A 25270-nucleotide genomic window follows, 5' to 3' on the forward strand; every position below is an offset into this window, starting at 1 on the left:
GAGGCGTTGGCAACCACGGAGCGTTTTTTGCGCTGATCAACCCACGTTCACATGTGAGTGAGGCCCCAGACCCCCATACCGTCTAGGCCGGCAGCGAGAACACCACGCAGTCATGCAGACAGCCCTTGGCGGCGTCGGCCGAGTCGGCGTCGCGGTGCAACAGCGCGCGGGTGGGCGCCACCGCCAGCCGAACCGCGTCGCCGGCCTCGCTCACCTGCGCCGTGCCGTCGACGATCAGCGAGTAGCCGCCCGGCTCGGTCGGCGGCCACAGCAGGGTGACGTCGCGGCGCCGGGCCAGGTTCTGCTGAGTGCGGCCACCGATCAACCCGACGTCCAGGATCGACTCACGCAGCACCGGTTCGACCGTCACGGTGTGCGCGCGGTAGTCGTCGTCGACCGTGATCAGGTAGGCATACGGGTAGTCGGCCAGCGCGTCGGCCAGCGCCTGCAGATCGACCTTCTTCTTGCTGCGCATGATGTTCCACGATAGGCGCGCGCGGCGTCACTGCGGCGCGCGCGGCGCGAGAAACCCCGCGATGCGCGAGGTGTAGCCGCGGGCCACGGCGCCCGAGCCGGCCGGGCGGGTGACGGCGGTGCTGGCATTGGAGAACCCGAGGTTCTGCAACACCTCATTCCACGGCGGCAACTTCGCCACGGCCGCCGAGGCGTCGGCGTGGTAGCCGAACATCGCCGCCACGTCCGAGGCCCACATCTGCTCGTAGGCGGCCTCGATGTCGGCGATCGCCGGTGTGTTCTGGCCCAGCCAGTTGGTGGCGGCCAGCGCCTGCACCAACGCCCGGTTGGCGGCCACCACGGCGGGCTGCACGGTGGCCGCCAGGGCCACCTCGAACGCCGTCGCGATGGCCGAGGCCTGGTGCGACACCTCCTCGGCCTGCGCGGCGGCCGCGGACAGCCAGCTCACGTATTGGTTGGCGACGGTCATCATGGCCGCCGACGACGCGCCCTGCCACGACCCGCTGGCCAGATCCGACGTGACCGAAGAAAACGACTGTGCCGACGACGCCAGCTCCTCGGCCAGGCCGTCCCACGCCGCCGCGGCAGCAAGCAGCGGCCCGGGACCAGGACCGGAATAAATTAGTGCCGAGTTGACTTCTGGCGGCAACCACGCAAAATGCGGGTTCGTCACGGACCCAACTTAGCTGGTATATGCCACTTTTGGGGCGTTATCGCAAGGGTGCCGGGCCGGGCCGGCGGCCGCGCACCAACTTGCCCGGACGCGCGGCGGTGGGCACCCCGTTCTCGGCGATGATCTCCCCGGACACGATGGTGGCGACGTAGCCGTCGGCGGTCTGATCCAGGCGCCGCCCGCCCGCCGGCAGGTCGTGACTGATCACCGGCTTGTGCAGCCGCAGCGCGGCGTGGTCGATGACGTTGAGGTCGGCCTTGTAGCCCACCGCGATGCGGCCGCGGTCGCCCAGCCCTGCCACCCGCGCGGGCACCGAGGTGAGCCGGCGCACCGCGTCGGCCACGCTGAACCGCCCCGACTTTCGGTCGCGCGCCCAGTGCGTCAGGAAGTAGGTCGAGTAGCTGGCGTCGCAGATCATCCCGTAGTGCGCGCCGCCGTCGCCCAGACCCAGCACCACATCGTCGCGGTGCAGCAGCTCCCCGACGGTGTCCAGCGAGTTGCCCTGCAGGTTGCTGGTCGCCACCAGCAGCATGGCCCGGCCGTCGTCGTCGAGCAGCCGGTCGTAGGCCTCCTCCATCGGATCCACGCCGCGGGCGCGGGCCCGGGCCGCGATGGACGTCGACGGGTCGGGCTCGTAATCGGGGTTGTCGCCGAGCGGGTAGATCCAGTCCCACATCTGGGCCACGTACAGGATCGGGTGGCCCTCGCCGGGCTTGTCGGCCAGGATGCGGGCCCGCACCTCGGGCTTGCGCATCTGTGCGACCCGCTCGGCCAGCGGCAGGTGCGCGATCTCGCGGTAGCTGGGGTAGAGCACGAATGGGTTTGCGCTCAACTGCAATCCGATGATCAACCCGATCGGGCGCGGCAACAGCTGCGCGGTGATGTCGCCGCCCGCCGCGTTGGCCTTCTCGATCATCGTGATGGCGTCCGGCCACGTCGGGTCACCGGAGTTGGCGACGACGAGGGTGAAGGTGAGCGGCAGGCCGACGTCCTCGGCGACGTCGAACACCGTCTGCAGCACCGGCTGGTAGCCGGCGGCCGGGATGTCGGGAACGAACTGCAGCAGGCCGCCGCCGCCGTCCACCACACCCCGGGCGATCTGCTCGATTTCCTCCCGGGCGGCGTCGTAACTCGGGATGGGAGAACCACTTTCGGTCTTGTGGATGGTCAGCCGCGACGAGGCGAAACCCAGTGCGCCCACCTCGACCGCCTCCTTGGCCAGCGCCCGCATCTTCGCCAGGTCCTCCGCGGTGGCCGGCTCCCGGTCGGCGCCGCGCTGACCCATCACGTACACCCGCAGCGGCGAATGCGGCAGATAGGCGGCCACGTCGATGTCACGCTTGCCGGCCTCGAGGGTGTCCAGGTATTCGGGGAACGTCTCCCACGTCCACGGCAGGCCGTCGGTCATCACGACGCCGGGGATGTCCTCGACACCGGCCATCACGTCGACCAGCACGTCGTGGTCGGACTGGCGGCACGGGGCGAAGCCGACGCCGCAGTTGCCCATCACCACCGTGGTCACCCCGTGCGCCGAGGACGGGGTCAGCCGCTCCGACCAGACGGCCTGGCCGTCGTAGTGGGTGTGCAGGTCCACGAAGCCCGGCGTGACCAGCCGCCCGGTGGCGTCGATCTCGCGGTTCGCGGTGGCCCCGTTCACCGCACCGACCGCCGCGATCACGCCGTCGCGCACCGCCACGTCGCCGACGTACGGCTCACCCCCCAGCCCGTCGACGATGCTGCCATTACGGATGATGAGGTCGTACGTCATTCAAACAATCTACGACCGTTCCCGCCGGTCGTGCCAGGATCTGTTCCGTGATCGATCACGTGGGAATCAACTGCGCCAACTACGCGGAATCTCAGCGGTTTTACGACGCCGTGCTGGGCACCCTGGGTTTCTCCCGGCAGCTGGATGTGGGGCCAGCCATCGGCTACGGCCGCGCGGGCAAACCGACGTTTTGGATCTCGGACGCGCTCGCGGGCCCCAACCGGGAGGTGCACCTGGCCTTCGAGGCCGCCGACGAGGACGCGGTGCGTGCCTTCCACCGGGCGGCCGTCGAGCTGGGCGCCGAGGTGCTGCACCCGCCGCGGCTGTGGCCCGAATACCACCCCGGCTATTTCGGTGCGTTCGTGCGCGACCCCGACGGCAACAACGTCGAGGCGGTCTGGCACGGCGCGTAGGGTCGGCCTTATGCGAGCTGACAGCGACGCCGTTACCCGAGAGCTGCTGCGCGACGCGTTCACCCGGCTGATCGAACACGTCGACGAACTCACCGACGGACTGACCGACAAGGTGTCGGGCTACCGCCCGACCCCCGACGCCAACAGCATCGCCTGGCTGATCTGGCACAGCGCCCGGGTGCAGGACATCCAGCTGGCCGACATCGCCGGGGTGGAGCAGGTGTGGACCCGCGACGGCTGGGTGGACCGGTTCGGGCTGGACCTGCCGCGCAACGACACCGGCTACGGGCAATCACCCGAGGACGTCGCCAAGGTGCGGGCGCCCGCCGACCTGCTGTCCGGCTACTACCACGCGGTGCACGAGCTCACCTGCGAATACATCGCCGGGGTGACCGCCGGGGAGCTGCGCCGCGTCGTGGACACCAACTGGGACCCGCCGGTGACGGCCAGCGCGCGGCTGGTGAGCATCATCGACGACTGCGCCCAGCACCTCGGGCAGGCCGCATACGTGCGGGGAATTCAGTAGATTCGCGGCCGTGCGATTCGCGGGCGTCGTGCTGGGGTGGCTGATCGCCACGCTGGCCCTGGCGGTGGCGGTGCCGGCGGGATGGGTGCAGCTGCACGTCGTCGACGCCGACGGCTATGCCGCGCTGGCCCGCCGGGCCGCCGCCGACCCGGCCCTGCAATCCGCCATGGCAGCCGAACTCACCACGCGGGCAATGGCTTTGATCGCCGAGCACGGCGGCGGCCGCTACCCGGTGGACGGTACGCAGGTGCACGACGCCGCTGCCGCGTTCACCGCGGGGCCGGCGTTTCCGCCGTTGTTCGCCCAGGCCAACCGCGCCGCGCACGCCTGGCTGTTCGACGGGTCCGGCGCGGGCGGCGACCAGTGGGCGGTCGATGTGGCCCCGATGCTCGACGACCCCTCGATCCGGCCGCTGCTGCGCCGGCACAACGTCGCGGTCCCGGCGAAACTGACTGTGCCGCTTACCGTTTCGGTGCCTCGGCAGGGCCGGCTCAGCGGGCTGACGCGCTGGGGGCCGTGGCTGAGCCTGGGGTCGGCGGCGCTGTGCGGGGTGGGCGCGCTGCTGACGCTGGCCGCCGCCCGGCGCCGCGGCAAGGCGCTCAGCAGCCTGGGCGTCGCGGCGCTGCTGGTCGGCGCGGCCGGATGGGCCGGCCTGGAGGCGGCCGGCCGCTACGTCAACGACGCGCTCAACCACACCACCGGCAACGTCCGCCGCATCGCCGAGGTGATGGTCGCGCACGCCGAATCCGGTGTGCACCAATGGCTCAACGCCACGCTGCTGGCCGGGGCGGCGCTGGCGGGGCTGGGCGTGCTGGTGGCGGTGCTGGGCGGCCTGGCCGGTGCGGCTAGCCGAAGGTGAACGAGAAGACCTGCAGCCCTGGGCTGACGCGCATGTCCAGCTGGTCGCGGTGCGCGGAGTCGTCGGCGACGATCCGGTGCAGGGTGGGCGCCCCGCCGATCGGCGTCGTGGTGGTCGTTCCGTCCCGGGTCACGGTCAGGGTGCCGGTGCCGCCGACGACGGCGTAGACGTCTTTGGCGGTGTAGTTCAGCCGGACCGCGCAGTCGTCGCCGGCCGCGGTGGCGCCCTGGTCGTCCAGCGTCCAGCGCCCGCGCAGCGCGAACCTGTCCTCGCCCAGGGTGGCCGGATAGCTCAGCGTCGCGGTGCCCGACCGGTAATCGCCGGTGCCGCCGTAGTTTCCGGCCTTGCCCACGCCCAGGTAGGTCTCCGGGGTGAGCCTGGACTGCGGCGTGGTGTCGGCGGTGTTCGCCGGGGCGGGTAGCCGCGCGCCGGGATGGGCGGCGGTGAGCAGTTCGCGGATCAGCCGTTCGGTGCCGTCGTAGTCGCCTTCGCCGAACTTGGTGTGCCGCACCTGCCCGGTCGCGTCGATCAGGTACTCGGCCGGCCAGTACAGGTTCCGGTAGTTGTTCCACGTCGCGTAGTCGTTGTCCAGGGCGATCGGATAGCCGATGTGCAGGTCGGCCGCGCCGCTGGCCACGTTGCCCGGGACCCGTTCGAAGGCGTATTCCGGGGTGTGCACCCCGATGACCAGGAATCCGCTGTCGTGATACCGGTCGTACCAATCGATTACGTGCGGGATGGCGCGCTGGCAGTTGATGCACGAGTAGGCCCAGAAGTCGATCAGGATCACCTTGCCGCGCACCGCCGCCGGGTCGAGCGGTTTGCCGTCCGGGGTGTTGAGCCAGCCGGTGATCCCGGTGAGCGCGGGCGCCGGCCCGCACCGCTGCAGCTCCGCCGACCCGTCGGAGCAGTCGGACAGCGCCCCGCCGGCGGCGACGTCGCCCGGGCTCAGCTGCAGCGCGCCGCCCTGGGTCGGCGGCGCCCCGGCGGGGCTCAGGCTGCGCTGAATGTCGTTGGCGCCCAACCGATTCTGCATCGCGGTGGTGTAGTCGGGGACGGCGCGCTGCAGCATCGCGGGCAGGTTGAACACCAGCGCGACGGCCAGCACGATCATCGCGATCCCGCCGGCGACCTGGATCGCCCGCTGCCGGCGGCGGAACGCCGCGACCCGCTGGGCGACGCGCCGGCCGGCCAGCGCGAAGGCCAGCAGCGGCAGCGCGTTTCCGGCGGCGAACGTCGCGGTCAACACCAGCGCGCCGGGGCCGATCGAGGAGGTGCCGCCGGCCACCACGATCGCGGCAAGCACCGGTCCGGCGCACGGCACGTACAGCGCGCCCAACGTCAGGCCCAGGCCGAAACCGTCTGCGCCGGGCCGACTTTCGCGCTGCGGCAGGTAGGCGAACGGTCGCTCGATCAGTTGCTGCAGCGGCGGGAAGATCAGTCCGAGCCCGATGACGGTCAGCACCACCAGGGCGGTCCACCGGATCGCATCCTGGGGCAGGTGCAGCGCCGTCAGCAGCGCCGAGCCGATCAGGGTGGCCACGCTGAAGCTGCACACCAGGCCCGCGATCACCAGGTAGGGCCGCGCCGCGGAGCCCACGCCGCGCCGGTCGCCGTCCATGCCGGACAGCAGTATCACCGGCAGCACCGGCAGGATGCACGGCGAGATCCCGGTGATCAGGCCGCCGAGGAACCCGATCAGGGCGATGGTCTGCACCCGTCCAGCTTGACGCGTCGCGGCGGGGCTCAGTGGCCAACGACAAATCACGCCACGTGCGTTATACAAATCACATAATGTGCGTTACGCTCGGCCGGTGGCGCAACTAACATTCCAGCGCGCCCGCACCGAGGAGAAGAAGCGCCAACGTGCGGAGGCCCTCGTGGAGGCGGCCCGTTCGCTGGCGCTGGAGACGGGCGTCGCGTCGGTCACGCTGACCGCCGTCGCCCGCCGCGCCGGGATCCACTACTCGGCGGTGCGCCGCTACTTCACCTCGCACAAGGAGGTCCTGCTGCACCTGTCCGCCGAGGGCTGGGTGCGGTGGTCGAACACGGTGTCGGACAAGCTCGCCCAGCCCGGCGCCGCGACGCCGTCGCGGATCGCCGAGACGCTGGCCGACGCCCTGGCCGACGATCCGCTGTTCTGCGACCTGCTGGCCAACCTGCACCTGCACCTGGAACACGAGGTGGACGCCGAACGCGTGGTCGAGGTCAAGCGGATCAGCACCGCCGCCACGCTGTCCCTCGCCGACTCCATCCAGCGGGCGCTGCCCGAACTCGGGCGCTCGGGGTCGCTGGACATCCTGCTGGCCGCCTACTCGCTGGCGGCCACGCTGTGGCAGGTGGCCAACCCCCCGGAACGGCTCACCGACGCCTACGCAGAGGAGCCGGAAGTCGTTCCGCCGGAATGGAATCTGGACTTCGCCTCCGCGCTGACCCGGCTGTTGACCGCCACGTGCATCGGCCTCATCCCGCAATCGGCATGATCGCAGAAAGGGGGGCGCGCCCATGACGACGACCGAGCCAAGGACCGAGCCGTTGAACAAGCAGGACTCCGCGGGCCGCGAGGGCGGCGAGACCGCCCGGCAGCGCGCCAGGAAGAAGGGGTTTCTGGGCCGTTTCTGGCTGGTGCTGACGATCGCGGCCGTCGTCGCGCTGTCGGGGTTCGTCGTCTACCGGTTGCACGGCATCTTCGGTGTGCACCCCGGGTCGTTCGGCGGCGGCACCTCGGGGGAGGTGCTCGACGAGTTCAACGCCAAGACCATCACGCTTCAGGTCTGGGGCCCGCCGGGCAGCACGGCAACCATCAACTATCTCGACGAAAACTCCCATCCGCAGCAGGCACTCAACGTGCCCTTGCCCTGGAGCAAAGTATTGAGTTCAACGAAACCCGGCATCCCGGCAAACCTGGTGGCGCAAGGAGACGGCAGCTGGATCGCCTGCCAGTTCGTGGTGAACAAGCACGACGGCAGCGGTGACGTCATCAAGACCCCGAATCGCTCGGATCCCAACCAGACCGTGAACGCGTTCGTCTACTGCCTGGACAAGTCCGCATGAGCGAGCCGGTCGAGGCTGCGCCGCGCGTCGATCAGCCGCTGATCCCGCCGTTCCTGCCGCGGATGATCCATCGGCTGGCCCTGCCGATCGTCCTGGTGTGGTTGGGCATCGTGTTCATCACCAACACGGTGGCCCCGCAGCTGGAGGTGGTCGCCAAAACCCACTCGGTGTCGATGAGCCCGACCGACGCGGCCTCCTTCCAGTCGATGATGAAGGTCGGAGCGACGTTCAAGGAGTTCAACTCCGACAACTCGGCCATGATCCTGCTGGAGGGCGACAAGCCCCTCGGGGCCGAGGCGCACCGCTATTACGACGAGATCGTCAGGCGCGTCGAGCAGGACAAGAAACACGTGCAGCACGTCCAGGATTTCTGGAGCGATCCGCTGACGGCGGCGGGTTCCCAGAGCCACGACCAGAAGGCCGCCTACGTCCAGGTGTACCTCGCCGGCAACATGGGCGGCGGCCTGGCGAACGAGTCTGCCCTGGCGGTGCGCAAGATCGTGGACTCGGTGCCCGCGCCGCCGGGAATCAAGGCGTATGTCACCGGCGCGGGTCCGCTGTTCGCCGACCAGTCCCACGCGGGTGAGAAGGGCGTCGCGGTCGTCACCCTCATCACCTTCGTGGTGATCATCGTGATGCTGCTAGTCGTCTACCGGTCGATCATCACCGTCGCGGTCATGCTGGGCATGGTGTTCATCGAGCTGGCGGCGGCCCGCGGTGTCGTCGCGACGCTCGGCAACTACGGCGTGATGGGGCTGTCGACCTTCGCCAACAACATGCTGGTGCTGATGGCGATCGCCGCCGGGACGGACTACGCGATCTTCGTGGTCGGGCGCTATCACGAGGCGCGTGGGCTGGGCGAAACCCGCGAGCAGGCGTTCTACACCATGTTCCACAGCACCGCGCATGTGGTGCTCGGATCCGGCCTGACCATCGCCGGCGCGATGTATTGCCTGAGCTTCTGCCGACTGCCGTACTTCCAGTCGCTGGGGGTGCCGTGTGCGGTCGGCATGCTGGTCGCGGTGTTGGCGGCGTTGACGCTGGCTCCGGCGATGCTGACGGTCGCCTCGTTCTTCAAGCTGATGGATCCGAAGCGCACGCTGCAGACCCGGGGCTGGCGCCGGATGGGCACCGCGGTCGTCCGCTGGCCCGCGCCGGTTCTGGCGGTGACGATCGCGGTCGCACTGGTCGGTCTGCTCGCCCTGCCCGGTTACAAGACGGACTACGACAACCGCCACTTCCTGCCGGCGGACACCCCGGCCAATGTCGGTTATGCCGCCGCGGACCGGCATTTCGACCAGGCTCGGCTCAATCCCGAGCTGTTGATGATCGAGACCGATCACGACCTGCGCAACCCGGCCGACTTCATCGTCCTGGACAAAGTCGCCAAGGCGGTCTTCCACATCCCCGGGATCGGCCGGGTGCAGACCATCACCCGGCCGTTGGGCACGCCGCTCGACCACAGCACGCTGGGTTTTCAGATGGGTGCGCAGGCCGCGGGGCGGCTGCAGACCCAGCACTACCAGGAGGAGCAGGCGAACAATCTACTCAAGCAGGCAGACGAGCTGCGCAAGACGATGGCGACGCTGCATGAGCAGATGCAGGTCACCCAGGACCTGAGCAACACCACCCACGAAACCACCAGGCTCACCAAGGAAACCGTGCAGATCACCGAGAGGTTGCGCGACGACATCGCCAACTTCGACGACTTCCTCCGGCCGATCCGCAGCTACTTCTATTGGGAGAAGCACTGTTACGACATCCCGGTCTGCTGGGCGCTGCGGTCGGTCTTCAACGCGCTCGACGGCATCGACCAAGTGGCCGAGAACATCGTGAACCTCAGCGCGAACCTGGACAAGCTGGACAGGATTCAGCCGAAGCTGGTGGCGCTGATCCCGCCGCAGATCGAGAGTCAGCAGCGCAACCTCGACACCATCATGTCGAACTACGCGATCACCCAGGGCCTCAACGACCAGGCCAAAGCGCAGGCCGACAACGCCACCGCCCAGGGCGATGCCTTCGACAAGGCGAAGAACGACGACACGTTCTACCTTCCGCCGGAGGCGTTCAAGAGCCCGGACTTCGCGCGAGGCCTGAAAAATTTCATCTCGCCCGACGGGCGCGCGGTCCGGCTGATCATCTCCCACGAAGGCGACCCGGCCAGTCCCGAGGGCATCAGGCACATCGAACCGATCAAGCAGGCCGTGCACGAGGCGATCAAGGGCACCCCCTGGGAGGGCGCCAAGGTCTACCTCGGCGGCACCGCCGCGACGTACAAGGACATGCACGACGGCTCCAACATCGACCTGTTGATCGCCGGAATCGCCGCGGCCACACTGATTTTCATCATCATGCTGGTGATCACCCGCAGCGTCGTGGCGGCCTTCGTGATCGTCGGTACGGTGTTGCTGTCGCTGGGCGCCTCGTTCGGCCTCTCGGTGCTGCTGTGGCAGTACCTCCTGGGCCTGAAGTTGCACTGGATGGTGCTGGCGATGGCGGTCATCCTGCTGCTGGCGGTCGGCTCGGACTACAACCTGCTGTTGATCTCGCGGTTCAAGGAGGAGATCCACGCCGGGCTCAAGACCGGGACGATCCGCGCGATGGCCGGTTCGGGCTCGGTGGTGACCTCCGCCGGTCTGGTGTTCGCCGCCACCATGGCCACGTTCATGTTCAGCCCGCTGCTGGTGATGGCCCAGGTGGGTACGACGATCGCGCTGGGCCTGCTGTTTGACACCCTGATCGTGCGGTCGTTCATGACGCCGTCACTGGCCACCCTGCTCGGGCGCTGGTTCTGGTGGCCGCAGCACGTGCGTCCACGCCCGGCCAGCACCATGCTGCGGCCCTACGGACCGCGTCGGGCCGTGCGCGAGCTGATCCTCGCCGACGTCGACGAGCACCCGCCGGGCGGCGTGGTCCAGCCTCGCTGAGGGGCTAAGGAATCGGGCTAAGCGATTACGACCAGTTCCACACCGACATGTCGCCGGGCGGGTACTGGTTGCAGATGTCGGTGGCCTTGGCCACCACGCCCTTGTTGTTCCAGAAGATCTTCATGTGGTTGGGCCAGGCCTCCCACAGCGGATCGGCCTGGGGCGCATAGAAGTTCTCGGAGTAGTTCCGGCGGTCCTGCGGCGACAACGCGTAGAACCAGTGCGCCTTGTCGATGGTCGCCTGCTGGACGTTGGGGTGGTTGTTGAAGTCGATCATGTAGCGCTGGTAGTACACCGGGCTGGTGTCCCGCGTGGCCGCCAGGATCTGCTCGGCGTCGCACGTGGTGTTGATCATCCGGCGGGGGATCGGGAAGTCCTCCGTCGAGTCGGCCACCGCGGTCGACGGGAAGATCGCAGCGGTGACACCCAGGGCAACGAACGCGGCGCCTGCACGCAGGCCTCTACTCAGCCGAGACATAGACGTTACGGTAGCACTTCTCGGCCCGGCGCGAACAGTTCCCAGGTCACCGCCAGCGTGATCGCTAGTGCATCTCACTATCCATCGCGATCAGGGACGATGACGTGGCTCGGATCGGGCCGCAGCTCCGGCGGGGCCTGGCTGTAGTCGCCGAACGGGCCGTCGCGGCGCTCGACGGCGGCCCGCACCCCCCGCGTCTCGGCGATCTTGATGAACTCCAGCGCGTCGGGGGTGTTGCGCATCAGCCCGTCGAGGATGCCGCCCAGCGTCTGGGTGGACGCCAGCCCCATGTTCTCGTAGGCCTGGTTGACGATCAGCTTCTGCGCCTGCAGCTGCGACAGCGGGATGCGCGCCAGCTCGGCGGCGACCTCGGCGACCCGCGCCTCCAGCCGCTCGAACGGCACCGCCTCGTTGATCAGCTCGATCTCGGCGGCCTGCACGCCGGTCAGCGGCCGTCCCGTCAGCGCATGCCACTTCGCCTTGGCCAGGCTCAGCCGGTAGAGCCACATCCCGGTCAGATACGCCCCCCACATCCTGCTGTAGGGCGTGCCGATCACGGCGTCCTCGCTGGCGATGACCAGGTCCGCGCACAGCGCGTAGTCGCTGGCCCCGCCCACACACCAGCCGTGCACCTGCGCGATCACCGGTTTGGAGGCCCGCCAGATGGCCATGAATTTCTGGGTCGGGCCGGTCTCGCGGGCGCTGACCATCGCGAAATCCTTGCCCGGGTCCCAGCGGCCGTCGGTCATCATGGCCTCGCCCCAGTGCTGAAAACCGCCGCCGAAGTCGTAGCCGCCGGAGAAGGCCCGGCCCGCTCCGCGCAGCACGATGACCTTGATGGCCGGGTCGCGCTCGGCCCGCCCAACGGCGGCCTCGATCTCGTCGGGCATCGGCGGCACGATGGTGTTGAGCTGGTCCGGGCGGTTCAGCGTGATCGTGGCGACCGGACCGGCCGTGGTGTACAGCAGCGTTTCGAAGTCGGAGGGCATGGCCCTAACTTAGGGATCGGGCTCGCGGTTTTCCGGCGAAGACGCATAGATGCGGCCGTTGATCTTCAGGTACGGGGTGGTGAGGTAGGCCGAGAAGGCCACCACGGCCGCGAAGATCGCCACCGCCAGGACGCCGTTGGGCCACAGCCGGCCGGTCCCGAACGCGAAGCAGACGATGCCGATCACCGATGTCGCCCAGTAGAAGCGCCGGCCGGCCCGCCGGTCGTTGATGAACCGGTAGCGCGCCTGCGCCGCCGAAACCAGGATGAAGATCAGTCCGGTCGCCAGCAGGGTGAGTTCGATCCGTTGCGCCGACACGTCGACGATCTTAGGGCCGGCCGAGCGTCTGCCACAGGAACGAATAGGTCAGCGCCGACTTGAACGCCACCTGCTCGTTGTCCGCCGCCCCGGCATGACCGCCCTCGATGTTCTCGTAGTAGTACACCCGGTGGCCGGCGGCCTCCAGCGCGGCCGCCATCTTGCGGGCATGCCCCGGGTGCACCCGGTCGTCGCGGGTGGAGGTGGTGATCAGCACCGGCGGGTACCGGCGCGTCGCCGAAATATTCTGGTACGGCGAGTATTCGGAGATGAACGCCCAGTCGTCCGGGTTGTCCGGGTCGCCGTATTCGGCCACCCAGGAGGCGCCGGCCAGCAGCAGGTGGTAGCGCTTCATGTCCAGCAGCGGCACGCTGCACACCAGCGCGCCGAACTTCTCCGGATACTTGGTCAACATGATGCCCATCAGCAGTCCGCCGTTGCTGCCGCCCTGGGCCCCGAGTTGGGCGACCGTCGTGATGCCGCGGTCCACCAAATCGGTTGCCACAGCGGCGAAGTCCTCGTGCACCTTGTGCCGGCCCTCGCGGATCGCCTGGGTGTGCCAGCCGGGGCCGTACTCGCCGCCGCCGCGGATGTTGGCCAGCACGTAGGTGCCGCCGCGGGCCAGCCACAGCCGGCCCAGCACCCCGCTGTAGCCGGGGGTGTTCGAGGACTCGAAGCCGCCGTAGCCGTAGAGCAGGGTGGGCCCGGGCCGGTCGGCCGCCGGGCCGGTCGGCCGCACCACGAAGTAGGGGATCGGTGTGCCGTCGGTGGAGTCGACGAAATACTGTGCCACGCTGATGTTTTCGGCATCGAAGAAGGCCGGGGCAGTCTTGAGCTGCTCGAGTCGCCCGTCGTCGGTGCCCCGCATCAGCCGCGACGGTGAGTCGAATCCGCTGGAGTCCAGGAAGAATTCGTCGCCGGTGTCGTCCGCGGAGACGACGACGGTGTTGGTCGCGGCCGGGATCCCGGCCAGCTGCTCGCGCCGCCAGTCACCGGGCCTGACGATCTCGACGCGGCTGGCCACGTCGACCAGGGTCACCATCAGCAGCCGGTCTTCGGTCCACGCGTAGTGGTTGAGCGCGGTGTGCTCGTCGGGTTCGAAGACGACGCGGAAATCCCGTGCGCCGGAAAGGAATTCCTCGTAGTCGGCGGCCAGCAGCGAGCCCGCGGCGTAGGTGCGGGTGCCCAGCGTCCAGTCGCTGCGCAACTCGACCAGCAGCCACTGGCGGTGCAGGCTCACACTGGCGTCGGTCGGGGTGTCGATGCGGACGAGCTGGCCGCCCCGCAGCTCGTAGACCTCTTCGTTCCAGAAGTCCAGCGCCCGGCCGATCAGGGTGCGCTCGAAGCCGGGGATGCGGCTGACGCTGGCCACCACGTTCACGTCGGAGCGGGCGCCCTCGAACACCGTCTGCGCCTCGTCCAGCGGCGTGCCCCGGCGCCACCGCTTGACCACCCGCGGATAGCCGGACTCGGTGAGGGTGCCGGGGCCGAAGTCCGTGCCGACCAGCACGGTGTCGGGGTCCTCCCAGCTGAGCTGCGACTTGGCCTCGGCGAGCGCGAACCCGTCATCGACGAATTGCTTTGTCTGCATGTCGAATTCACGCACGATGCAGGCGTCCGAGCCGCCGCGGGACAAGCTGATCAGCGCGCGGGTGTATTCGGGGTGGATGACGGCGGCGCCGGCCCACACCCATTTCTCGCCGTCGGCGCGGCCCAGCTCGTCGACGTCGATCAGCACCTCCCACTCGGGCGCGTCGGTGCGGTAACTGTCCAGCGTGGTGCGCCGCCACAGCCCGCGCGGGTTGTCAGCGTCGCGCCAGAAGTTGTAGAGGTGCTCGCCGCGGCGGACCACGTACGGGATGCGGGCGTCGGTGTCGAGCACCTCGAGCGCCTCGACGCGCATCCGCTCGAACTCGGCGTCGCGGAAGCGGGCCAGCGTCGGCTCGTTGCGGGCGCGCACCCAATCCAGCGCCTGCTCGCCGGTGATGTCCTCGAGCCACAGGTAGGGGTCGTGCTCGGCGGCGGCATCGGTGCGGGCGTGCGACGTCATGCCAGCCATTGTGGTCGCGGCGGTAGTGTGAGGTGTATTACACAGGTGAACGAGGAGTGAGAGCAGATGACTGTCTTCGCACGTCCGGGTTCGGCCGGGGCGTTGATGTCGTACGAATCCCGCTACGACAACTTCATCGGGGGGCAGTGGGTTGCACCGGCGCGCGGGCGCTACTTCGAGAACCCGACACCGGTCACCGGCCAGACGTTCTGCGAGGTGGCCCGCTCGGATGAGGCCGACGTCGACAAGGCGCTCGACGCCGCCCACGCCGCGGCGCCGGCGTGGGGCAAGACCGCGCCGCCGGAGCGGGCCGCGATCCTGAACAAGATCGCCGACCGCATCGAGGAGAACCTGGAATCCCTCGCGGTGGCCGAGGTGTGGGACAACGGCAAGCCGATCCGCGAGGCGCTGGCCGCCGACATCCCGTTGGCGGCCGACCATTTCCGGTACTTCGCCGGGGCGCTGCGCGCGCAGGAGGGCTCGCTGAGCCAGATCGACGACGACACCGTGGCCTACCACTTCCACGAGCCGCTCGGCGTGGTCGGGCAGATCATCCCGTGGAACTTCCCGATCCTGATGGGTGCCTGGAAATTGGCGCCCGCGCTGGCGGCCGGCAACGCCGTCGTGCTCAAACCCGCGGAGCAGACCCCGGTTTCGGTGCTCTACCTGATGTCGCTGATCGGCGACCTGCTGCCGCCCGGAGTCGTCAACGTGGTCAACGGATTCGGCGCCGAGGCCGGCAAGCCGCTGGCGTCGAGCAACCGAATCGCCAAGATCGCCTTCACCGGCGAGACCACCACCGGGCGGCTGATCATGCAGTACGCCAGCCAGAACCTGATCCCGGTCACCCTGGAGCTCGGCGGCAAGAGCCCCAACATCTTCTTCTCCGACGTGATGGCCAAGGCCGACGACTACCAGGACAAGGCGCTCGAGGGCTTCACCATGTTCGCCCTCAACCAGGGCGAGGTGTGCACCTGCCCGTCGCGCAGCCTGATCCAGGCCGACATCTACGACGAGTTCCTGGAGCTGGCCGCGATCCGCACCAAGGCGGTCCGCCAGGGCGACCCGCTGGATTCCGAGACCATGCTGGGCTCGCAGGCGTCCAACGATCAGCTGGAAAAGGTGTTGTCCTACATCGCAATCGGCAAGGACGAAGGCGCCACGATCATCACCGGCGGGGAACGCGCCGAACTGGGCGGCGACCTGTCCGGCGGCTTCTACATGCAGCCCACCATCTTCGCCGGCAACAACAAGATGCGCATCTTCCAGGAGGAGATCTTCGGGCCGGTGGTGGCGGTGACGTCGTTCACCGATTACGACGACGCCATCTCCATCGCCAACGACACCCTGTACGGGCTGGGCGCGGGCGTGTGGTCCCGAGACGGCAACACCGCCTATCGCGCCGGCCGCGACATCCAGGCCGGCCGGGTGTGGGTGAACTGCTATCACGCCTATCCGGCGCACGCGGCGTTCGGCGGCTACAAGCAGTCCGGCATCGGCCGGGAGAACCACAAGATGATGCTCGACCACTACCAGCAGACCAAGAACATGCTGGTGTCCTACAGCAACAAGGCGCAGGGCTTCTTTTAGATGGAGCCGCGGCCCCCGTCCGGAGTCGTCATCACCGCCGCGGCCGCCGAGGTGCTGGCCCGGCTGCAGCGGCAGCACGGCCCGGTGATGTTCCACCAGTCCGGCGGCTGCTGCGACGGGTCGTCGCCGATGTGCTATCCGGTGGGCGACTTCCTGGTCGGCGATCGCGACGTGCTGCTCGGTGTGCTCGACGTCGGCGCTGATGGGGTGCCGGTATGGATCTCGGGCCCGCAGTACGCGGCGCACTACCGCGACAAGCACACCCAGCTGGTCATCGACGTGGTGCCGGGCCGCGGCGGCGGGTTCAGCCTGGAGGCCCCCGACGGCGTCCGGTTCCTGTCCCGCGGCAGGGTTTTCAGCGCGGCCGAACAGGCGGCCGTGGCCGCCGCGCCGATCATCACCGGCGCGGACTACCAGCACGGTGAACGGCCCGCGGCGCGCGGCGCGGTGGTGGCCGACGCGGCCTGCAGGACCTGCCCTTGACGCCGGTCACCGCAGTACAGTCGAGACGGTGATTCCTCTTCCGCGTCCCTGGGTGCTGGCCGGCGCCATGCTGATCGGAAGCGCGGTCGGGCTGTTGGCCGGCGTGGCGTTCACCGTCGCCGTGCACGCCCGCGTTCGCCCGGACCTGGCGGTCGCGGCGGTGGTCGGCATCCCCAGCGTGATCGGCCTGGCCCTGATCCTGTTCTCCGGGCGGCGCTGGGTCACCACCCTGGGTGCGTTCGTGCTGGCGGTGGCGCCCGGCTGGTTCGGGGTGCTCGTCGCATTGCGGGTGACCGCCGGTGGCTGACGACAAGGACGCCTCGAGCCCGGGCACCGAGGCGTTCGTGCCCGACTTCTCCGATGACGACGACGCCGCCGACACCGGCACCCAGTCGTGGGCGCCGGACTTCGACGATGACGCCGAGGACGACGACACCGAGGCGGCCGAGCCCGCGGCCGAGCGGGGGCCGGAGCCGGAGCCCGAACCGGAGCCGGCCGGGTTCGCCGGCCCGGTGCCGCCGGTCGCCGTGCCCGGCCGCTACTTCTACGTCAAGTGGTGGAAGTTGGTCCTGGTGCTGCTCGCGGTGTGGGCCGCGTCGGCGGTGGTCGGGCTGGGCCTGTTCTCCTGGTGGTACCACTCGATCGACAAAACCCCGGCGCTGTTCGCGGTGCTGGTGTTCGTGGTGGTGTGCGTCGTCGGCGGCGTCATGCTGGCGATGGTCGAGGCCAGGCCGCTGATTTCGGCGCTTGCGGTGGCAGTGCTGTCCGGGCCGTTCGCCGCGCTGGCGGCCGCGGCGCCGCTGTACGGCTATTACTACTGCGCGCGGGTGGGGCACTGTCTGGTGGGCGTCGTTCCGTACTGACGTGATTCGAGGCCACCGCTCGGCGCGTTGGGAGCGGCGCGACTCACGGCGTTGTCCGCTGCCAGCCGGCGCCCACTAGGGTGGGCACGTGACTTCTCACTATGACGTCGTCGTCCTCGGGGCCGGTCCCGGCGGATATGTGGCAGCCATCCGCGCCGCGCAGCTGGGGCTGAGCACCGCCATCGTCGAACCGAAATACTGGGGCGGCGTCTGCCTCAACGTCGGCTGCATTCCGTCCAAGGCGCTGCTGCGCAACGCCGAACTCGCCCACATCTTCACCAAAGAGGCCAAGACGTTCGGCATCAACGGCGAGGCGACCTTCGACTACGGCGCCGCCTTCGACCGCAGCCGCAAGGTGGCCGAGGGCCGCGTCGCCGGCGTGCACTTCCTGATGAAGAAGAACAAGATCACCGAGATCCACGGCTACGGCCGGTTCACCGACCCGCACACGCTGGCGGTCGAGCTCAACGACGGCGGGACCGAGACGGTCACGTTCGACAACGCGATCATCGCCACCGGCAGCAGCACCCGGCTGGTTCCGGGCACGTCGCTGTCGGCCAACGTGGTCACCTACGAGGAACAGATTCTGTCCCGGGAGTTGCCCGAGTCGATCATCATCGCCGGCGCCGGCGCCATCGGCATGGAGTTCGGCTACGTGCTGCACAACTACGGCGTCGAGGTGACCATCGTCGAGTTCCTGCCGCGCGCGCTGCCCAACGAGGACGCCGACGTGTCCAAGGAGATCGAGAAGCAGTTCAAGAAGCTGGGCGTCAAGATCCTCACCGGCACCAAGGTCGAATCCATCTCCGATGACGGCTCGCAAGTGACGGTGGTGGTCAGCAAGGACGGCAACAGCCAGGAACTCAAGGCCGCAAAGGTGTTGCAGGCCATCGGTTTTGCGCCCAACGTCGAGGGCTACGGCCTGGAGGCGGCCGGGGTCGCGCTGACCGACCGCAAGGCCATCGGCATCACCGACTACATGCGCACCAACATCGAGCACATCTACGCCATCGGCGACGTCACCGGCAAGCTGCAGCTGGCCCACGTCGCAGAGGCCCAAGGCGTGGTGGCCGCCGAAACCATCGCCGGCGCAGAGACTTTGGCGCTCGGCGACTACCGGATGATGCCGCGCGCCACCTTCTGCCAGCCCAACGTCGCCAGCTTCGGGCTCACCGAACAGCAGGCCCGCGACGAGGGGCACGACGTGGTGGTGGCCAAGTTCCCGTTCACCGCGAACGGCAAGGCGCACGGCGTGGGCGACCCCAGCGGGTTCGTCAAGCTGATCGCCGACGCGAAATACGGTGAGCTGCTGGGCGGGCACCTGGTCGGCCACGACGTCTCCGAGCTGCTGCCGGAGCTCACCCTGGCGCAGAAGTGGGACCTGACGGCCACCGAGCTGGCCCGCAACGTGCACACCCACCCGACCATGTCCGAGGCGCTGCAGGAATGCTTCCACGGCCTGACCGGGCACATGATCAACTTCTGAGCCCTCGACGATGCTGCGCACCCTGACGCCCCAGACCATCGCGGCCGCCCTCGGTGGCCTGGCGACCGGTTATGTCCTTTGGCTGCTTGCCATTTCGAACGGGGACAACGCCACGGTGGGCCAGTGGGGGCCGCTCGTGTTGGTGGCGTCGGTGGTGCTGGGCGGCGCCGCGGCGGTGTGGGGCGCCTGGCAGCGCCGGCGCGGCAGCCGGCCGCGGGCCGCCTTCGCCTTCGCGCTGCCGGTGCTTCCCGTGCTGCTGACGCTGGCCATCCTGGCCGACGTCTACCTATGACACCTGCTCATGACCCCTCGGGGTGGTCCAGCGGAATCGCCAGTGCCGACATGGTGGCCGCCAGCCCGTCGTATTGGCTTGCCAGCAGGCAGAATTCGATCAGCTGCCGGCGGTCCAGGTGCTCCGCCAGCTGCCGCCAGGTGGCCTCGCTGACGGTCCGGTCGTTGACGAACTCGTCGGTCGCCGCCAGCAGCGCCTGCTGACGCACGGTCAGGCGGGCCTGCACCGGTTCGAGTCGCTGCGGCCAGGCGAAGATCGCGGCCTGCAGATCCGGGTCCAGACCGGCCGTCCGCGCCATCCGGCGATGGTGCTGCAGCTCGTATTCGCAGCCGCGCAGGTGCGCGACGCGCAGGATCACCAGCTCGGTGTCGGCGGTGGGCAGTTTGCCGCGCAGCAGCCGGCCCCCGTAGGCCAGCCAGGTCCAAAACAGCAGCCGGCGTTGACCCAGCGTGGTGAACAGGTGCATCTCCGGCGCGCCGACGGTGCGCGCGCCCAGCTTCGCGATCACCCAATTGATCGGTCCCAGTTGGCGAAACCGCCCGGCCGGGATGCGGGGCGCGGTCACGGCTGCTTCACCAGGTAGGGAGACACCGTGCTGCGGTGCTCGTCGAGGTCGAGGGCGCGGCCGAGCGCGGGGAAGGCGCGCTGCGGGCAGTTGTCGCGTTCGCAGACCCGGCAGCCCGCGCCGATCGGTGTCGCCACTGTTCCTGGGCCCCCCGAGACGTCGAGTCCCTCCGAATAGACCAGCCGGTGCGCATGGCGCAGCTCGCAGCCCAGGCCGATCGCGAAGGTCTTACCGGGCTGACCATACCGGGCCGCGCGCCGCTCCACGGTGCGGGCCACCCACATGTAGTTGCGGCCGTCGGGCATCTGGGCGATCTGCACCAGGATCTTGCCCGGGTTGGCGAACGTCTCGTAGACGTTCCACAGCGGGCAGGTACCGCCGCTGGAGGAGAAGTGAAAACCCGTGGCGGACTGGCGTTTTGACATGTTGCCGGCCCGGTCCACCCGGATGAAGGAGAACGGCACCCCGCGCATCGACGGCCGCTGCAGGGTCGACAGGCGGTGCGCGATGGTCTCGTAGCTGACCGAGTAGAACGACGACAGCCGCTCGACGTCGTAGCGGAAATTCTCGGCGACGTCGTGGAATTGGCGATACGGCAGCACCGCCGCGGCGGCGAAGTAGTTGGCCAGCCCGAGCCGGGCCAGTTTGTGCGACTCCTCGCTGGTGAACTTTCCCTGCGCCACCAGGCTGTCGATCAGGTCGCCGAACTCCAGGTAGGCCAGTTCGGCGGCCATCTTGAACACCTGCTGCCCCCACGACAGGTGATTGCTGATCTCCAGCGTCTTGGTCTCGGGGTCGTAGCGGTGCAGCACGGTGTCGCCCAGATCGATGCGCCGGTTGATGTGCACGCCGTGCACCTCGGTGAGCCGGCGGGTCAGCTCCCGGGCCAGATCCCCGTGGTGCAGGCGCATCTTGATGGTGAGGTCCTCGGCGGCGGTGTCCAGCTCGTGCAGATAGTTCTGCCGCTGGTAGAAGTAGTCGCGGACCTCCTCGTGCGGCATGGTGATCGACCCGGTGCCGCTGCCGTCGAAGAACCGCTCCTCGGTGGCGGCCGCCAGCTGCGCGGTGGTGATCCGGTACCGCCGGTGCAGGTTGACCACCGCGCGGGCCAGACCGGGATGGGCGCTGACCATCTCGGCGACCTCGGTGGGGTCGACGTCGATGTCCAGGTCCCGGTCCATGGTGACCTCGCGCAGCTCGGCCACCAGCCGGGTGTCGTCCTGCGAGGAGAAGAAGGTGGCGTCCACCCCGAACACCTCGGTGATGCGCAGCAGCACCGCCACCGTCAGCGGTCGGACGTCATGCTCGATCTGGTTGAGGTAGCTCGGCGAGATCTCCAGCATCTGGGCCAGCGCGGCCTGGGAAAACCCGCGTTCGTGACGCAGCTGGCGAACGCGTGAGCCGACGAACGTCTTGGACACTCCACCCAGGTTACCGGGCCTGTGAAGCCCTGGTTCGCAGAGTTGGCAGCCGCGATGGCCGCGTCGCGATTGGTGTTCGGCGCACGTCGTTGGCATGATTCGAGCGGGGCCGCAGGCCTTAGCCTGGGGGCACCGACGAGGAGGAAACGGGGAGCGACACCGTGAGCCTGGACAAACAAATGATGCCGGTGCCCGACGGTCACCCCGACGTTTTCGATCGCGAATGGCCGCTGCGGGTCGGCGACATCGACCGCACCGGGCGGCTGCGGCTGGACGCCGCGGCCCGCCACATTCAGGACATCGGCCAGGACCAGCTGCGGGAGATGGGTTTCGAGGAGACCCACCCGCTGTGGATCGTCCGGCGCACCATGCTGGACCTGATCCGGCCGATCGAGTTCAACGACATGCTGCGGCTGCGTCGGTGGTGCTCGGGGACCTCGAACCGGTGGTGCGAGATGCGGGTCCGCATCGACGGCCGCAAGGGCGGCCTCATCGAGTCCGAGGCGTTCTGGATCAACATCAACCGGGAAACCCAGATGCCGTCGCGGATCGCCGACGACTTCCTGGCCGGCCTGCACAAGACGACCTCGGTGGACCGGCTGCGCTGGAAGCCCTACCTCAAACCGGCCAGCCGCGACGACGCGGTCGAGATCCACGAGTTCCCGGTCCGGGTCACCGACATCGACCTGTTCGACCACATGAACAACTCCGTGTACTGGAGCGTCATCGAGGACTACCTGGCGTCGCACACCGAGCTGATGCGGACGCCGTTGCGCGTCACCATCGAACACGAGGCGCCGGTGGCCCTGGGCGACAAACTGGAGATCATCTCCCACGTCCACCCCGCCGGATCCACCGATCAATTCGGTCCCGAGCTGGCCGATCGCACTGTTACAACGCTCACATACGCCGTCGGCGACGAGGCCAAAGCCGTCGCCGCGATCTTTGCTCGCTAACAGTACAAGCGTCCGGGTTAATTTGCGGCGTGACCTGCGGCTTTGGGGTTACTGACGGGTAGCTTCTGAAACGGTTAAGTTCGTTACCGGCTTAGCAAACTTCGCAAAATCGCCCGGTCCCGTTGCTGAAATTGGCAACTGAAACGGCTGGACCGGGCGTTATCGGCTGTGCCATCTTCGAGTTAGCACACCAGTGAAGTTGAGCCGCTAGCTACCGCCGGTGAGGCATCCAGCAATTCCGTAGTGAAGATCGTGAAGGAGCATGCCCATGTCTGTCGTTGGCACCCCCAAGAGCGCCGAGGAGATCCAGAAGGACTGGGACACCAACCCGCGCTGGAAGGATGTCACCCGCACCTACACCGCCGAGGACGTCGTCGCCCTGCAGGGCACCGTCGTCGAGGAGAACACCCTGGCCCGCCGCGGCGCCGAGGTGCTGTGGGAGCAGCTGCACGACCTGGAGTACATCAACGCGCTGGGCGCCCTGACCGGCAACATGGCCGTGCAGCAGGTGCGCGCCGGCCTGAAGGCCATCTACCTGTCGGGCTGGCAGGTCGCCGGTGACGCCAACCTGTCCGGTCACACCTACCCCGACCAGAGCCTGTACCCGGCCAACTCGGTGCCGACCGTGGTGCGCCGGATCAACAACGCGCTGCTGCGCGCGGACCAGATCGCCAAGGTCGAGGGCGACACCTCGGTGAAGAACTGGCTGGCGCCGATCGTCGCCGACGGCGAGGCCGGCTTCGGTGGTGCGCTCAACGTCTTCGAGCTGCAGAAGGCGATGATCGCCGCGGGTGTGGCGGGCTCGCACTGGGAGGACCAGCTGGCCTCGGAGAAGAAGTGCGGCCACCTGGGTGGCAAGGTGCTGATCCCGACCCAGCAGCACATCCGCACGCTGACCTCGGCCCGGCTGGCCGCCGACGTGTGCGACGTGCCGACCGTCGTCATCGCCCGCACCGACGCCGAGGCGGCCACGCTGATCACCTCCGACGTCGACGAGCGCGACCAGCCGTTCATCACCGGCGAGCGCACCAAGGAGGGCTTCTACCGGGTCCGCAACGGCCTCGAGCCCTGCATCGCCCGGGCCAAGGCGTACGCGCCGTACTCCGACCTGATCTGGATGGAGACCGGCACGCCCGACCTGGAGCTGGCCGCCAAGTTCGCCGAGGGCGTCAAGGCCGAGTTCCCCGACCAGATGCTGGCCTACAACTGCTCGCCGTCGTTCAACTGGAAGAAGCACCTCGACGACGCCACCATCGCGAAGTTCCAAAAGGAGCTTGCCGCAATGGGATTCAAGTTCCAGTTCATCACGCTGGCCGGCTTCCACGCGCTGAACTACTCGATGTTCGATCTGGCCTACGGCTACGCCCGCAACCAGATGACCGCCTACGTCGAGCTGCAGGAGCGCGAGTTCGCCGCCGAGGAGCGCGGTTACACCGCCACCAAGCACCAGCGCGAGGTGGGCGCCGGTTACTTCGACCGGATCGCCACCACGGTCGACCCGACGTCGTCGACCACCGCGCTGACCGGCTCCACCGAAGAGGGCCAGTTCCACTGAGGCTGAGCGGGCTTGCCCGCGAAGACGAGGTGGAACCGAGGGCTTGAGCCACTGACGACGAGCGGCGTCAGCCGCGAGGAGGAAGTGGAACCGACGGCTTGAGCCACTGAGTTAGTGCTGCCGAGCAGACGCAAAGGCACCCTTTTGCACAGCAAAAGCGGTGCCTTTGCGTCTGCTCGCGGCGTGTAAGGTGCGGTGCACGACAAGACGATTGGCGGAGAAACAGTGAGTGACGCAGCGATTCAGCGAGTAGGAGTGGTCGGGGCCGGCCAGATGGGATCCGGCATCGCCGAGGTCTCGGTCCGCGCCGACGTCGACGTGACGGTGTTCGAGACCACCGAGGCCCTCATCACGGCGGGACGCAACCGCATCGTGAAGTCGCTGGAGCGGGGCGTGAGCGCCGGCAAGGTCACCGAGCGGGAGCGTGACCGCGCGCTGAGCAAGCTCACCTTCACCACCGACCTGAAAGACCTCGCCGATCGCCAACTGGTCATCGAGGCCATCATCGAGGACGACGCCGTCAAGGCCCAGGTCTTCGCCGAACTCGACCGGGTGGTCACCGACCCCGATGCGGTGTTGGCCTCCAACACCTCCAGCATCCCGATCATGAAGCTCGCCGCGGCGACCAAGAACCCGCAACGGGTGCTGGGGCTGCACTTCTTCAATCCCGTGCCGGTGCTGCCGCTGGTCGAGCTGGTCAGCACGCTGGTCACCGACGAGGCCGCCGCCGTGCGCACCGAGGAGTTCGCCAGCGCGGTGCTGGGCAAGCAGGTGGTGCGCTGCAGCGACCGGTCCGGTTTCGTGGTCAACGCGCTGCTGGTGCCCTACCTGCTGTCGGCGATCCGGATGGTGGAGGCCGGCTTCGCCACCGTCGAGGACGTGGACAAGGCCGTGGTGGCCGGGCTGTCGCATCCGATGGGCCCGCTGCGGCTTTCCGACCTGGTGGGCCTGGACACCCTGAAGCTGATCGCGGACAAGATGTTCGAGGAGTTCAAGGAGCCGCAGTACGGCGCCCCGCCGCTGTTGCTGCGCATGGTGGAGGCCGGCCGGCTCGGCAAGAAGACGGGCCAGGGTTTCTACACGTATTGACAGGTATTGACCGGCGCCCGCGCGGCCGCGCGTGATCAGGTCGGTTACTATGCTCGCGCTGAATAAGACGAAAGGTTTGTGCCGCGCATGACGGGCTTGGAACCGTATTACGAGGAATCGCAGTCCATCTACGACGTCTCCGACGAATTCTTTGCGTTATTTCTCGATCCGACCATGGCCTACACGTGCGCCTTCTTCGAACGCGACGACATGACGCTCGAAGAAGCGCAAACCGCGAAGTTCGACCTGGCGCTGGGCAAGCTGAACCTCGAGCCCGGGATGACGCTGCTGGACATCGGGTGCGGCTGGGGCGGCGCGCTGAAGCGGGCCCTGGAGAAGTATGACGTCAACGTCATCGGAATCACTTTGAGCCGCAACCAATTCGAATACAGCAAGAAGTTGCTTGCCGGATTTCCGACGGACCGCAACATCGAGGTGCGG

At 68.4% G+C, this 25270-nt stretch carries 25 protein-coding genes and 1 pseudogene; 16 read left to right on the forward strand and 10 right to left on the reverse strand.

The genetic code is table 11. The features are described from left to right. Window positions 1-82: 82 nt before the first annotated feature. The 3 genes and pseudogenes from NF20_RS25015 to NF20_RS25025 form a co-directional block, all read right to left on the reverse strand. Window positions 83-475, reverse strand: coding sequence for a hypothetical protein (locus NF20_RS25015; RefSeq protein WP_003873771.1), 393 nt, complete (start codon window positions 473-475; stop codon window positions 83-85). A gap of 135 nt (window positions 476-610) precedes the next feature. Continuing rightward, window positions 611-1147: pseudogene (locus NF20_RS25020) on the reverse strand (PPE family protein); the annotation flags it as partial. A gap of 37 nt (window positions 1148-1184) precedes the next feature. Beyond that, window positions 1185-2915 carry an N-acyl-D-amino-acid deacylase family protein gene (locus NF20_RS25025; RefSeq protein ID WP_023872590.1) on the reverse strand — a complete coding sequence of 577 codons (1731 nt, stop codon included), beginning with the start codon at window positions 2913-2915 and terminating at the stop codon, window positions 1185-1187. A 47-nt stretch (window positions 2916-2962) separates the two neighbouring features. On the opposite strand from NF20_RS25025, the gene NF20_RS25030 reads away from it, so the two are divergent. The 3 genes from NF20_RS25030 to NF20_RS25040 are packed head-to-tail and all read left to right on the forward strand — an operon-like array spanning window position 2963 to window position 4713. Then, window positions 2963-3328 (forward strand): VOC family protein, encoded by a 366-nt coding sequence (locus NF20_RS25030; RefSeq protein ID WP_023872592.1) that lies wholly within the window; start codon window positions 2963-2965, stop codon window positions 3326-3328. A gap of 10 nt (window positions 3329-3338) precedes the next feature. Then, window positions 3339-3854 (forward strand): mycothiol transferase, encoded by a 516-nt coding sequence (locus tag NF20_RS25035; RefSeq protein WP_019732343.1) that lies wholly within the window; start codon window positions 3339-3341, stop codon window positions 3852-3854. A gap of 10 nt (window positions 3855-3864) precedes the next feature. Beyond that, window positions 3865-4713, forward strand: a complete 849-nt coding sequence (locus NF20_RS25040) for a hypothetical protein (protein WP_011726197.1) — start codon at window positions 3865-3867, stop codon at window positions 4711-4713. On the opposite strand, the gene NF20_RS25045 is transcribed toward NF20_RS25040, so the two are convergent. After that, entirely contained in the window at window positions 4700-6430 is a 1731-nt protein-coding gene (locus tag NF20_RS25045) for a cytochrome c biogenesis protein DipZ (RefSeq protein ID WP_033710568.1), read from the reverse strand. The two genes, NF20_RS25040 and NF20_RS25045, sit on opposite strands and share 14 nt — an antisense overlap. A 79-nt stretch (window positions 6431-6509) precedes the next feature. On the opposite strand from NF20_RS25045, the gene NF20_RS25050 reads away from it, so the two are divergent. From NF20_RS25050 to NF20_RS25060, 3 genes are read left to right on the forward strand one after another with little or no spacing between them, the layout of a single operon-like run. Beyond that, window positions 6510-7196, forward strand: a complete 687-nt coding sequence (locus NF20_RS25050) for a TetR family transcriptional regulator (RefSeq protein WP_010950176.1) — start codon at window positions 6510-6512, stop codon at window positions 7194-7196. A 22-nt stretch (window positions 7197-7218) separates the two neighbouring features. Continuing rightward, the gene (locus NF20_RS25055) at window positions 7219-7767 is read left to right on the forward strand and encodes an MmpS family transport accessory protein (protein WP_003873763.1); all 549 of its coding nucleotides are present in this window, start codon (window positions 7219-7221) and stop codon (window positions 7765-7767) included. Beyond that, window positions 7764-10694 (forward strand): RND family transporter, encoded by a 2931-nt coding sequence (locus NF20_RS25060; RefSeq protein WP_011726196.1) that lies wholly within the window; start codon window positions 7764-7766, stop codon window positions 10692-10694. The genes NF20_RS25055 and NF20_RS25060 overlap by 4 nt, the downstream gene beginning before the upstream one ends. 25 nt (window positions 10695-10719) lie before the next feature. On the opposite strand, the gene NF20_RS25065 is transcribed toward NF20_RS25060, so the two are convergent. The 4 genes from NF20_RS25065 to NF20_RS25080 form a co-directional block, all read right to left on the reverse strand. Then, window positions 10720-11172, reverse strand: a complete 453-nt coding sequence (locus tag NF20_RS25065) for a DUF5078 domain-containing protein (RefSeq protein ID WP_003873761.1) — start codon at window positions 11170-11172, stop codon at window positions 10720-10722. 77 nt (window positions 11173-11249) lie between these two features. Beyond that, on the reverse strand, window positions 11250-12161 hold the full coding sequence (locus tag NF20_RS25070) for a crotonase/enoyl-CoA hydratase family protein (protein WP_011726195.1): 912 nt from the start codon (window positions 12159-12161) through the stop codon (window positions 11250-11252). A 9-nt stretch (window positions 12162-12170) separates the two neighbouring features. Further along, complete coding sequence (locus tag NF20_RS25075) at window positions 12171-12479, reverse strand: hypothetical protein (protein WP_011726194.1); 309 nt, start codon at window positions 12477-12479, stop codon at window positions 12171-12173. 10 nt (window positions 12480-12489) lie between these two features. Next, complete coding sequence (locus NF20_RS25080) at window positions 12490-14529, reverse strand: prolyl oligopeptidase family serine peptidase (RefSeq protein ID WP_019731988.1); 2040 nt, start codon at window positions 14527-14529, stop codon at window positions 12490-12492. Between the two features lie 66 nt (window positions 14530-14595). Here NF20_RS25080 and adh point away from each other — a divergent pair, with 66 nt between their 5' ends. The 6 genes from adh (at window position 14596) to NF20_RS25110 (ending at window position 19243) form a co-directional block, all read left to right on the forward strand. After that, on the forward strand, window positions 14596-16119 hold the full coding sequence (adh, locus tag NF20_RS25085; protein WP_009979336.1) for an aldehyde dehydrogenase: 1524 nt from the start codon (window positions 14596-14598) through the stop codon (window positions 16117-16119). Continuing rightward, entirely contained in the window at window positions 16120-16602 is a 483-nt protein-coding gene (locus NF20_RS25090; protein WP_009979335.1) for a DUF779 domain-containing protein, read from the forward strand. It abuts the gene before it with no gap. A 28-nt stretch (window positions 16603-16630) separates the two neighbouring features. Continuing rightward, on the forward strand, window positions 16631-16909 hold the full coding sequence (locus tag NF20_RS25095) for a putative holin (RefSeq protein ID WP_019731987.1): 279 nt from the start codon (window positions 16631-16633) through the stop codon (window positions 16907-16909). Then, on the forward strand, window positions 16902-17465 hold the full coding sequence (locus tag NF20_RS25100) for a hypothetical protein (protein WP_009979332.1): 564 nt from the start codon (window positions 16902-16904) through the stop codon (window positions 17463-17465). Before NF20_RS25095 ends, NF20_RS25100 begins: the two co-directional genes overlap by 8 nt. An 88-nt stretch (window positions 17466-17553) precedes the next feature. Further along, window positions 17554-18951: a dihydrolipoyl dehydrogenase gene (lpdA, locus tag NF20_RS25105; protein WP_003873752.1), complete on the forward strand. Its 1398-nt coding sequence runs from the start codon at window positions 17554-17556 to the stop codon at window positions 18949-18951. 10 nt (window positions 18952-18961) lie between these two features. Then, on the forward strand, window positions 18962-19243 hold the full coding sequence (locus NF20_RS25110; RefSeq protein WP_003873751.1) for a hypothetical protein: 282 nt from the start codon (window positions 18962-18964) through the stop codon (window positions 19241-19243). Between the two features lie 7 nt (window positions 19244-19250). Here NF20_RS25110 and NF20_RS25115 read toward each other — a convergent pair whose 3' ends face one another. Both NF20_RS25115 and ramB read right to left on the reverse strand, forming a co-directional pair. Then, a complete protein-coding gene (locus NF20_RS25115) occupies window positions 19251-19808 on the reverse strand; it encodes a carboxymuconolactone decarboxylase family protein (protein ID WP_003879295.1) in 558 nt (185 codons plus the stop codon). Continuing rightward, window positions 19805-21229, reverse strand: a complete 1425-nt coding sequence (gene ramB, locus NF20_RS25120; RefSeq protein WP_009979329.1) for an acetate metabolism transcriptional regulator RamB — start codon at window positions 21227-21229, stop codon at window positions 19805-19807. Before ramB ends, NF20_RS25115 begins: the two co-directional genes overlap by 4 nt. Before the next feature lie 161 nt (window positions 21230-21390). On the opposite strand from ramB, the gene NF20_RS25125 reads away from it, so the two are divergent. From NF20_RS25125 to NF20_RS25140, 4 genes are all read left to right on the forward strand, one after another. After that, on the forward strand, window positions 21391-22185 hold the full coding sequence (locus NF20_RS25125) for an acyl-[acyl-carrier-protein] thioesterase (RefSeq protein ID WP_003879297.1): 795 nt from the start codon (window positions 21391-21393) through the stop codon (window positions 22183-22185). Window positions 22186-22453: 268 nt separating this feature from the next. Further along, window positions 22454-23740: an isocitrate lyase gene (gene aceA / locus NF20_RS25130; protein WP_011726191.1), complete on the forward strand. Its 1287-nt coding sequence runs from the start codon at window positions 22454-22456 to the stop codon at window positions 23738-23740. 225 nt (window positions 23741-23965) lie between these two features. Continuing rightward, window positions 23966-24829 carry a 3-hydroxybutyryl-CoA dehydrogenase gene (locus tag NF20_RS25135; RefSeq protein ID WP_031344806.1) on the forward strand — a complete coding sequence of 288 codons (864 nt, stop codon included), beginning with the start codon at window positions 23966-23968 and terminating at the stop codon, window positions 24827-24829. Between the two features lie 87 nt (window positions 24830-24916). Further along, window positions 24917-25270 (forward strand): class I SAM-dependent methyltransferase (locus NF20_RS25140; protein WP_033717566.1); only part of this gene is annotated, 354 nt, incomplete at its 3' end.

The organism is Mycobacterium sp. MAC_080597_8934 (assembly GCF_000523975.1).
Classification (GTDB): domain Bacteria; phylum Actinomycetota; class Actinomycetes; order Mycobacteriales; family Mycobacteriaceae; genus Mycobacterium; species Mycobacterium avium.